Source organism: Winogradskyella sp. HaHa_3_26, assembly GCF_019278425.1.
GTDB classification, from domain to species: domain Bacteria; phylum Bacteroidota; class Bacteroidia; order Flavobacteriales; family Flavobacteriaceae; genus Winogradskyella; species Winogradskyella undariae.
Window position 1 is genome coordinate 25,535 of sequence record NZ_CP058981.1, and the last position, 10,455, is coordinate 35,989.

Annotated in this window: 10 protein-coding genes; 8 read left to right on the forward strand and 2 right to left on the reverse strand. The window is 31.2% G+C overall.

Annotated features, from left to right (window positions below; translation table 11 throughout):
- Positions 1-276: 276 nt before the first annotated feature.
- Positions 277-621: a winged helix-turn-helix transcriptional regulator gene (locus tag H0I32_RS00105; RefSeq protein ID WP_173589391.1), complete on the reverse strand. Its 345-nt coding sequence runs from the start codon at positions 619-621 to the stop codon at positions 277-279.
- A 255-nt stretch (positions 622-876) separates the two neighbouring features.
- On the opposite strand from H0I32_RS00105, the gene H0I32_RS00110 reads away from it, so the two are divergent.
- The 8 genes from H0I32_RS00110 to H0I32_RS00145 all read left to right on the forward strand — a co-directional run bounded on the left by H0I32_RS00110 (position 877) and on the right by H0I32_RS00145 (position 9,623).
- Positions 877-1,551 (forward strand): NAD(P)H-dependent oxidoreductase, encoded by a 675-nt coding sequence (locus tag H0I32_RS00110; protein ID WP_173589352.1) that lies wholly within the window; start codon positions 877-879, stop codon positions 1,549-1,551.
- 643 nt (positions 1,552-2,194) lie between these two features.
- Positions 2,195-4,594 carry an AAA family ATPase gene (locus H0I32_RS00115; protein WP_179313112.1) on the forward strand — a complete coding sequence of 800 codons (2,400 nt, stop codon included), beginning with the start codon at positions 2,195-2,197 and terminating at the stop codon, positions 4,592-4,594.
- A gap of 184 nt (positions 4,595-4,778) precedes the next feature.
- A complete protein-coding gene (locus H0I32_RS00120) occupies positions 4,779-5,378 on the forward strand; it encodes a DUF6642 family protein (protein ID WP_179313111.1) in 600 nt (199 codons plus the stop codon).
- 72 nt (positions 5,379-5,450) lie between these two features.
- Entirely contained in the window at positions 5,451-5,972 is a 522-nt protein-coding gene (locus H0I32_RS00125) for a M23 family metallopeptidase (RefSeq protein WP_179313110.1), read from the forward strand.
- A gap of 216 nt (positions 5,973-6,188) precedes the next feature.
- Positions 6,189-6,863 carry an NUDIX hydrolase gene (locus H0I32_RS00130; protein WP_179313109.1) on the forward strand — a complete coding sequence of 225 codons (675 nt, stop codon included), beginning with the start codon at positions 6,189-6,191 and terminating at the stop codon, positions 6,861-6,863.
- Between the two features lie 112 nt (positions 6,864-6,975).
- Positions 6,976-8,430: a nicotinate phosphoribosyltransferase gene (locus tag H0I32_RS00135; protein WP_179313108.1), complete on the forward strand. Its 1,455-nt coding sequence runs from the start codon at positions 6,976-6,978 to the stop codon at positions 8,428-8,430.
- A gap of 121 nt (positions 8,431-8,551) precedes the next feature.
- Entirely contained in the window at positions 8,552-9,319 is a 768-nt protein-coding gene (locus tag H0I32_RS00140) for a phosphoribosyltransferase family protein (RefSeq protein WP_179313107.1), read from the forward strand.
- 139 nt (positions 9,320-9,458) lie between these two features.
- Positions 9,459-9,623: a Lacal_2735 family protein gene (locus tag H0I32_RS00145; RefSeq protein WP_173589345.1), complete on the forward strand. Its 165-nt coding sequence runs from the start codon at positions 9,459-9,461 to the stop codon at positions 9,621-9,623.
- Positions 9,624-9,708: 85 nt separating this feature from the next.
- On the opposite strand, the gene H0I32_RS00150 is transcribed toward H0I32_RS00145, so the two are convergent.
- Positions 9,709-10,089, reverse strand: coding sequence for a DoxX family protein (locus H0I32_RS00150; RefSeq protein ID WP_179313106.1), 381 nt, complete (start codon positions 10,087-10,089; stop codon positions 9,709-9,711).
- Between the last annotated feature and the right edge of the window lie 366 nt (positions 10,090-10,455).

Here is a 10,455-nt window from a genome sequence, read left to right on the forward strand (position 1 = left end):
GAAGGAATGTGGGAGGAGAGTGGGAGGAGGTTGGGTAAAATTTTTTATTTTTTTAGTTGGTGGGGTTTTATGAGGATTGTTGAAAATAGTGCGTGTGGTTCTTAATGTAAAGCATAGCAAAGCCTAAAGAAATGTATTGAAACCCCATTAAAACAATAGGTCTAACACAATGCCAGCAAAACCTTTAAGCGTTAGCCATTTTAAACCGCCATTATAGCGGCCATTTTAGACCTACGGAGTCCTGAGCTAACTATAGTAAAACACACCAATACGGTGTTACACCACAACATCTCCTTTGTCTTTAACAACAGACACGCCCCAATTTGCAATAGATTGAATAACCGGAATGAGCGTTTTCCCTAAATCGGTTAACGAATACTCTACTTTTAAAGGAGGTTTAGAAGTATATACTTTTCGTTTTACAATACCATCTTCTTCCAAAGTCTTTAATTGTAAGCTTAAGGTACGCTCTGTAACCTTAGGCATTTCTTTTCTTAATTCATTATACCGAAGTGTTCTATCCATTAAATGATATAAAATAACCGTCTTCCATTTACCTCCAATAATGCCCATAGTTAAACTTGCGCAACACGGGTAGTCTTTTCCTTTATAGTGATACATCATACCGTTAAAAAATTATAATAGTCTTAGGTTCTGTAAGCGCAAATATATTGTACTATATTAAGTAATACAACTATATTTTTTATAGTTCATTATTTCACAACTAAACTATTATAAATCAATTACTTAATAAATAAATCTTATACTATACTTTTTGACCGTTATTGTAAAAAACTAAAACTATACATACTTTTGTCACTATACTTTTAATAGTCTAAATTATAAAAACAATTAAACCGCTAATACTATAGAATTATGAATACACCAAACATTGCGAAAGCAGACATCTTAAACGCCTTTAATTTTAGACATGCGACAAAAGAATTTGATGCTACAAAAAAAGTATCAGATGAGGATATGAAATTCATCTTAGAAACCGCACATTTATCACCGAGTTCATTTGGGTTTGAACCTTGGCATTTTATTGTGGTTCAAGACAAAGAATTACGCGAACTCTTAAAACCTGTAGCATGGGGAGCGCCTTTAAAATTAGATACCGCAAGTCATTTTGTATTAGGTTTAAGTATGAAAGCACCAATGGTTAAACATGATTCAGAATATATTATGCACATGATGAAAGATGTTAAACAACTACCACAAGAGGTTATTGAGATGTACTCAACATTTTACAGAGAGTTTCAAGAGCGTGATTTTGATTTAGATACCGACAAAAAGTTATTCGATTGGTCGTCTAAACAAACCTATATTGCTTTGGGTAATATGATGACTGCTGCTGCATTAATAGGTATAGACTCTTGTCCTATTGAAGGCTTTCACCAAGAAAAAGCAGAAGCCCTATTAAAAGACAAGTTTGGCGTAGATACCGATAAATATGGTTTATCATTTATGACGGCTTTTGGGTACAGAAAAGCAGATCCTGAATTTGGAAAATCTAGACGAAACTTTGAGGATATTGTAACCTTTAAGTAAACCATGCTTAATGATTATGGCTTTTTTAGTCATTCTGAATGTAATTCATACCCCAACTAACCGTAAGCCTTTTAAATAAAGGGTTTACGGTTATTTTTTTGCTATAAAATAGTTAAGTTGTATAAGACCTTAAAACTTTATAAGTCCTGAACCGTAATTTTTAAGCACTTTATAAACCAACAGGTAATCTAATAAACACCTCAAAACCGTTGACGTCAGTTCGAGTGTCCCGACATTTTCGTCGGGATGTATCGAGAACCAAATAAACAGCATTTTTAAATTGCAATGTTAGAAGTATTAATGAAAATAGTATTACGAATGAAAATCTGTCATTCCTGCGAAGGCAGGAATCCACTAAATCAAATTGAAACCAATAATGAACTCACATAATCGGTTACGGCTTAATAAACACTACTAACACTTTAAAAATTGAATCCCATATGCCTACAAAAGGCATCATTTTTAGTGATGGTATTGAATCCGATTTCTTAAACTTCAATTCTGGTAGTGTTGTGGAGATTGGATTAGCTGATGAGAAAGCTAATTTGGTGGTTTAAAGTTTTATGATTATGGTTTTCCTCATATATATATAGTTCAAAAACATTACATTTAATGACCTCTTATAATTTAAAAATGAATTTGTATGATAAATAAAATTAAACACTTAAAAAATCTTGCTGTTTTTAAGGATTTTAGATGGGATACAGAAGTTAAAAATGAAAAAGATGAAATTATTGAGTTAAAAAAAACTAATATTATTTATGGAAGAAACTATTCTGGAAAAACAACTTTATCTAGAATATTTAGAGCAATGGAAACTGGAGAACTTTCAGACAAATATGAAAACCCAGAATGCTGCATTTGTATAACAGAAAATGATGATGTAGTACAGACAGATTTTACTTCGCACAATAAAGTTATCCGAGTCTTTAATGATGATTTCATAAAGCACAATTTGAAGTTTATTAATAATGCAGATGAAAATATTCAACCTTTTGCGATACTTGGGGCTGATAATAATGTGATTGAAGAGGAAATAAAGGTTTTAAAAGAAAAATTAGGTAGTGATGAAGAAGATAAGGAAACGGCTCTATATAAAGATTTAAAAAATCTTAAAACTATCTATGCAACTGCAAATTCAAGTCATTCTATCGCTGAAACAGCATTAAAAACACAGCTAAATGATAAAGCTATTGGAAACCCAAATGGAATTAAATATAATTATATAAAATTTGGAGATATAAATTACAGCAATGCGAAACTTAAGGCAGAAATTAAAATAGTTAAAAAGGCTAGTTTTACACCTATTTCAGATGAAGAGAAAATATTATGTGAAAAAATATTATTAGAACAATCAAAACAAGATATTCCTGAATTAGAAGATATTATTTTATCATTTGATGAATTTTCAATCAAGGTAAAAGAATTAGTTACAAAACCTATTACTCAATCTAACAAGTTAGAAAATTTAGTAAAGGACGCAATATTGAATAAATGGGTAAAAGAGGGGCGAAAACTACATAAAGATAAATTGAATACTTGTGCTTTTTGTAATAACAATATAACTAAAACTCGTTGGGAAGAATTAGAAAAACATTTTGATGAAAAATCGGATAAGTTAGAGAAAGAAATAATTAGTTTAATTATAAATATTAAACAGGAAATAAAAAGAGTCAATTCAATTTCAATTTTGAAACAAGAGAATTTATATTCAAAATATAATGATGAGTTTGATGGACTAAATTTGGCATTTAAAAACAGTATTATTAAATATCAAGATAGCCTTAAATCTTTAATTATTCAATTAGAAAATAGACAAAATGACATCATAAATTCCAAATCATTTGAATTACCAATCAGTGTTCTTCCTGAAATTGAATTAGGTTTTCAAAAAATTAAAGAGTTACGTTTAAAATCTAATGAATATACCCAGAAGTTAAGTACAGAGCAAAATGATGCAAAAGAAAATCTGCGATTACGAGAAGTTTATCATTTTATAGACACAATTAAATATGACGAACAGTTAACAAATATAGCAAGTCTCAAAACCGCTCTTTTAGAAGAAAAAAAGAAAAAAGAAGAAAAATCAAAGGAAATTGATAATGTTCTAAAAGCTATTGCTGCAAAACAAAGTGAGCTTAAAGATGAGAGTAAAGGTGCTGAAAAAGTGAATGAATTTTTAAATAGTCATTTTGGACATAAATATTTAACTTTAAAAGCAATTGAAGTCCACGATAACAAAACTGGTTTAAAGCAATACAAATTTGAGGTTCATAGAGAAAACACAAAAGCGCATCATTTGAGTGAAGGTGAAATTAGTTTAATTGCATTTTGTTATTTTATAGCTAAGCTTCAAGATATCCATACTAAAGGTAAAAAGCCAATTATTTGGATTGATGACCCAATTTCTAGCTTGGACAGTAATCATATTTTCTTTATTTACACATTAATAAATACTCAAATTTATGAAGAAAATGAGTTTGAACAACTTTTTATTTCTACACATAATCTTAACTTTCTTAAATATTTAAAAAGACTTCCTAATGCTCATAATGATGATAGCAAAAAAGAACCAAAGAAACTTTTTAGATATTTAATTATTGAAAGAAATGATAAAGAGTCAACTATTAAATTAATGCCTAATTTTCTTAAAGATTATGTATCTGAATTTAATTATCTCTTTAAACAAATATATAAATGTTCAATTTTAGAAAATATCAATGATCAAAATTATACTGCATATTATAATTTTGGCAATAATGCACGAAAGTTTCTTGAGTTGTTCCTTTATTACAAATACCCAGATTCTACAAAACCTATTGATAAAATGAAAAGGTTTTTCAGAGATGAAACAATTCCAACAGTGTTAACCGATAGGTTGAATAATGAATATTCACATTTGAGTGGAATATTTGAGAGAGGTGAAGCAGTTGTAGAAGTTCCTGAAATGAATACAGCGGCAAAACTAATTATTGAAAGGATAAAGACTTTAGATAATGAACAATATAATGCTTTATTGAGTAGCATTGGAGTCATAAGTTAACTTGGATAAAAGAAGAATAACAAGTGAATAGGACTAATAATTATTAATATGAAAAACGAAACCCAAATAAAATGCCCAAACTACGGTATATCAATTGATGTGCAGATTTCACACCAAACCCTTAAAAATATTAAAAGCATTGTTTTAATTTTGTGCCTTATAAACGCTGCCTAAATTAAGACGCTTGCTAGAAAAAAGACCACAATTACCCCAAGAACAGCTTACAGAAACCGATTACTTTATTTATTGCTTAGAAGGCGTAGATGATGTAGATACAAACCAAGTTACCGAAGCCCAAAACAACTTAGCGCAATTGGCCTTAAACTACGGCATAGCCAGTATCTATAAAACCTGCGACACTATTGAAGGGCTAGAGGAGAGCTTAAACGCCCTGGTAGTAGACGATCATTACTTTAAGGACTATGAGATTATCTATTTAGTGATTAAGGGGGAAGCCAACAACATTTGTTTAAATGACTACTACTATAGTTTACAAGAAATTGCAGAATGTTTTGAAGGCCGATTAAGCGGAAAGGTTTTACATTTTTCAAATGCCAAAATTCTAGATTTAGATGAGGAAGAGGCACAATATTTTTTAGATATTACGGGGGCTAAAGCGGTTTCGGGCTATGGTAATGCCTATAATGGCATTGCGAGCACAAAACTAGATGACGTCTTTTTTAATTTATTTAAAGACGATGATGATCTGTTAGCCGTTGTAGAAGAATTGCACCAAAGGCATTATAACGCTTGCCAATTACTAGATTTTAGATTGTATTATTAAGGGCTGTATTTTATGGCGTGTTTGAGTAGGGTATTTAAACCAAAGTTAGCTGTAATTAAAAATTGAAAATAATTGAGAAAAAGGAAAAAGATTTTATTGGGAATTGTTACAGTTTTAATTATTGGTTTTTTAATTCCTCAAAATTTGGAAATGCCTGTAAAAGAAGCAACTAAATCTGACTACAATTCTAAATCCTTTTGGTTTTATCCTTGGGGAAAATCAGTTACTCACAAAGGTGTAGACATCTTTGCTAAAAAAGGCACTGAAATTAATTCATCTACTTCTGGATTAGTATTATATGCTGGAGAAATAAATGTTGGAGGAAAAGTTGTTGTTGTTGTTGGACCTAAATGGAGAATTCATTATTACGCACATCTAAATGAGCTAAATACTTCTTTATTTTCATTTGTGAGTAAAGAATCAAAAATTGGAACCGTTGGGGCAAGTGGAAATGCAGTTGGAAAATCACCACATTTACATTATTCTATTTTAACAATAATTCCTTACCTATGGAGAATGGACTCTGATAAACAAGGTTGGAAAAAAATGTTTTATTTAAATCCAATTGAATATTTTGAAAAAATTAAGAAGTAAAAAAACTACAGCTAACGGTTTTGTGTATGCTTTGTAGCTGGCTTCTTGCTTACTTGCTAAAGTCCTCACGGACTTTCTTTGTCCGTAATTATTAACTAAGTTAGTTGCTTAAAACACATAACACCCGAGCGCAGCGAACAGACGAAGTAAACCATATACAACAATGTTGGCTATACCTAATATTATTTTATATATTGGCGTACAAAATACGCATATATGAAACCATCCATAAAACTTTCAGTAGACGCCGTTGTATTTGGGTATGAAAAAGGTAATATTTCAGTCTTATTAATCAAAAGAAAGTACGCTCCTTTTAAAGGGCAGTGGGCAATTCCGGGAGGCTTTGTTTTAGACGACGAATCATTAGAAGACGCTGTAGAAAGAGAATTACACGAGGAAACAGGAATTAAGATTAATTACCTAGAACAGCTCTACACGTTTGGAAAACCAGATAGAGACCCTAGGGGTAGAGTTGTGTCTATTGCCTATTTTGGATTGGTACACCCCAATGCCTTTAAACTATTTGCTGCAACAGATGCCGAGCAAGCCCAATGGTTTAATATTAATGCATTGCCTGAATTATCTTTTGATCATAAAGAGATTCTGCAAACAGCAATTAAAAGGCTACAAGGTAAAATAACGTACGAACCCATTGGTTTTGAATTGCTTGATGATAAATTTCCGTTTTCGGATTTAGAAAAATTATATACCACCCTTTTAGGTCGAGGAATTGACAGGCGTAACTTCCGAAAGAAAATTATAAATCTAAATGTGCTCGATGAACTTGATGAAAAAGTATCAAAAGGTTCAGGAAGACCCGCTAATTTATTCCAATTTAATCAAAAACGCTACTTCCAGTTAAAACAAGAGGGGATTATTTTCGAGATATAAAACACATAATTACAATAGATTACATTGTTTGTGTAAAATAAACACAAATTAAATTAGGTCACTATTAATTCTAAACATATATTTGTGTTATAATTACACAAAAACTATTATTATGAACGCACTATTATTAACAGACGGCTACAAAACAGGCCACCACCAACAATACCCAAAAGGGACAGAAGAAGTTTATTCTAACTGGACCCCAAGAAGCAATAGCTATGCCCCAAAAGGATGTGACAAAGTAGTTTCATTTGGTCAGCAATATGTATTTACATGGTTGCATAATTACTTTCAAGATCATTTCTTTTCTAAACCAAAAGCACAAGTTTGTAATGAAATTAAGGAAGAGTTGTCTTTATATTTAGGTACAGACTATGATGTAACGCATTATGAAGAATTACATGATTTACAATATTTACCCATAAAAATAAAATCATTGCCAGAAGGCGTAGAAGTACCCATTAGAGTGCCTATGCTTACGGTGGTAAATACCAATCCAAAATTCTATTGGATTACTAATTTTTTAGAAACGATTTTATCTACCATGTTATGGCAACCGATGACGTCTGCTTCGATAGCCTTATTGTACAAAAGAATTTTTAAGAAATGGACTTTAGCAACGGATAAAGAAAATATTGATTTTATTGATTTTCAAGGTCATGATTTCTCAATGCGTGGTATGTCTGGTTTACAAAGTGCTATTATTTCAGGAATGGGACACGGCGCTGTATTTTTAGGTTCAGATTCTCTTCCTGTAATTAGCAGTTTAAGAAAATACTATAAAGCAGAAGGTTTTGTATTAGGTTCTGTTAATGCCACAGAACACTCTGTAATGTGTGCCGGTACAAAAGATGATGAAATAGGAACTTTTAGAACATTAATGACCACTTACCCAAGCGGTATCTTATCTGTTGTGAGTGATACTTGGGATTTATGGAAAGTACTTACCGATTATTTACCGCAATTAAAAGAAGACGTTTTGGCAAGAGATGGTAAGTTAGTTATAAGACCAGATAGTGGAGATCCTGTAGCTATTATTTGTGGAGAATCAAAAACTCTGGGCGGTAATACCCCTAAAGATAAAGGCGTTGTAGAGTTGCTTTGGGATATTTTTGGAGGCACCGTAAATGCACAAGGTTTTAAGGTTTTAGATCCCCATATTGGAGCTATTTATGGCGATAGTATTACCACAGAACGTGCCGAAAATATTTGTCAACGTTTAAGTGATAAAGGTTTTGCAACCACCAATGTTGTTTTAGGTATTGGTTCATTTACCTACCAATTTAATACCAGAGATACTTTTGGTTTTGCAATGAAAGCAACTGCTGTTGTTGTCAATGGCGAACGAAGAGCAATATTTAAAGACCCTATTACAGATGATGGTATTAAGAAATCTGCAAAAGGATTGATTAAAGTAGATGTAATAGATGGTGAATATGTTTTAATTGATGAAGTTACACCAGAAGAAGAAAATGAAGGTGAGTTACAGGTGATTTATGAAGATGGTAAGTTTTTAAATTCAACTACGTTACAAGAGGTTAGAGATCGAATTAATGCTACTGTGTAATTGTAAATGTTACCCCATATCTTAAAACGCTTTTTTTATAAAAGCGTAAAATAAGATTACTAAGACCATAGGGGGAGAGCTGGTTTAAAAAAATACCCTAACCATTTAAAAAGATTGAGAGATGAAATACGAAATAAATAAATTTAATGACGGACAAGTGACCGCTAAAATCATTGAAAAAGGAGATATTCATATCAAAATTCGTGGGAATAGTTATGAAGATTTGTTTAAAGCCGCGGCTATAAAAGAAGCTTGGGATGCAGAGAACACTGAAAATAAAACGGCTGTAGCAAAATTAACGTTGTTTTGTTTGCTGGGGCAGCGTTCGGATAGACGCTTTCATAAAGGAGAATCTTTTGATTTAAAAATTATAAGCAAGTTTATTAATGCTATGCAATTTGATAAAGTTTCTATTTTACACCCGCACAGTCCAATTTCGTTAGCATTAATAGAGCATTCAGAAAAAATATCGCATTTTAAATTTGTAGAACAGGTGTATAACACGCTCGACAATCCGGTATTAGTGAGTCCAGATGCAGGAGCCTACAAAACAACACATGAAATTGCAGAAGCCCTAAATGCTGATTTAGTTCCATCTAATAAAGTTAGGGTAGACGGTATGCCTATTATTAGCATTCAAGGAGATGTAAGAGGTAAAGAATGTTTAATTGTAGATGATTTAGCAGATGGCGGTAGAACCTTTAAGTTTTTAGCTAAAGCCTTAAAAGAACAAGGTGCTACAAAAGTTTTTCTGTATGTTACACACGGACAATTTAATTATGGTTTTGATGAATTAAAAGAAACAATTGACCATATATACTGTACCAATAGTTTTAAAAATATAGAAGATAAATTTGTTACACAATACAAATTAGAGGGGATTATGTAAAATAGAACAGAAAAGTGCTTTGGGCTTTTTTTGATAGGAATTGGTGTTTTAATGACCAAGCCATATGGATTAACCTTAGATTAAAATTATTAAATATGTTGTATCTTTAAACAGATAATACGTCTATAAATTAAAATATATGTTTGGAATTTTTAAAAAGAAATCAGAAAAAGAAAAATTGCAGTCGCAATACGAAACGCTTTTAAAAGAAGCCCACACGTTATCTACAACCAATAGAAAAATGAGTGACCAAAAGACTTTTGAAGCTGATGAAATTATGAAAAAGCTTGAAAAATTGAATTAATATCATCAACCAAACTACAATAGCTAATACTGCATTAAAACAATAAGCTATTATAGAGTGGAAGCTGACTTAAATTTTGAGACTGCTATGAGTTACGTAATAATGTTTTTAGTTTATATATAGAAAGGGCTGAAAGTATTATAGCAATAACCACAAGCATCATTTCAGGTTTTGGTCTTGCAAAAAATTCCATTGTTAAACCACCAAGCATCGTAGACAGTAATAAAAAATAAGCTAATTTACCTAAGCTATTAATCTTCTTAATAGCATACACAAGGAGAAGAACCCCAATTACAAGTTCTACAACACCCGTAAATAGTCTAAAAACAGTAGGATCTAGCGGTACTAAAGATTTGAATTGCTCAAATCCTTGAACGCTTTTTTCTATTCCTATTAATTTTGGTATTGCAAAAAATACCATGAGCCCAGCGGCAATAAAATTACTGACTTTATTAAAAATATTCATTTTTTTGTTTTTTTTTAAATTTTAGTATTCATTTTTATTTAAAAGTAGTGTCATCCATTAATAAGGGATAAAACACCTTTTCTTGCAGCTGCAGCTACCTGAAAAATAGCACCTTCAACATTTTTTCGCCTTATGCGATTGTTGAGATAAAATCTTGGTCGTATAATTTCACAAAACCTTTTATATGTAATTGTAATAGTGGTTAATTCTATAAAAACAAAGCGCCTATTAGCGTATAATTTATCTTCTTAATAAGTCTATAAACCTTGTTATTACTGTGATGGCATTATATCAAATATCTCCCAAAAGCGCTATTTCGTGAAATAAAGATTTATCGAAACATTTTGTTTTAAACTAACAATTCGC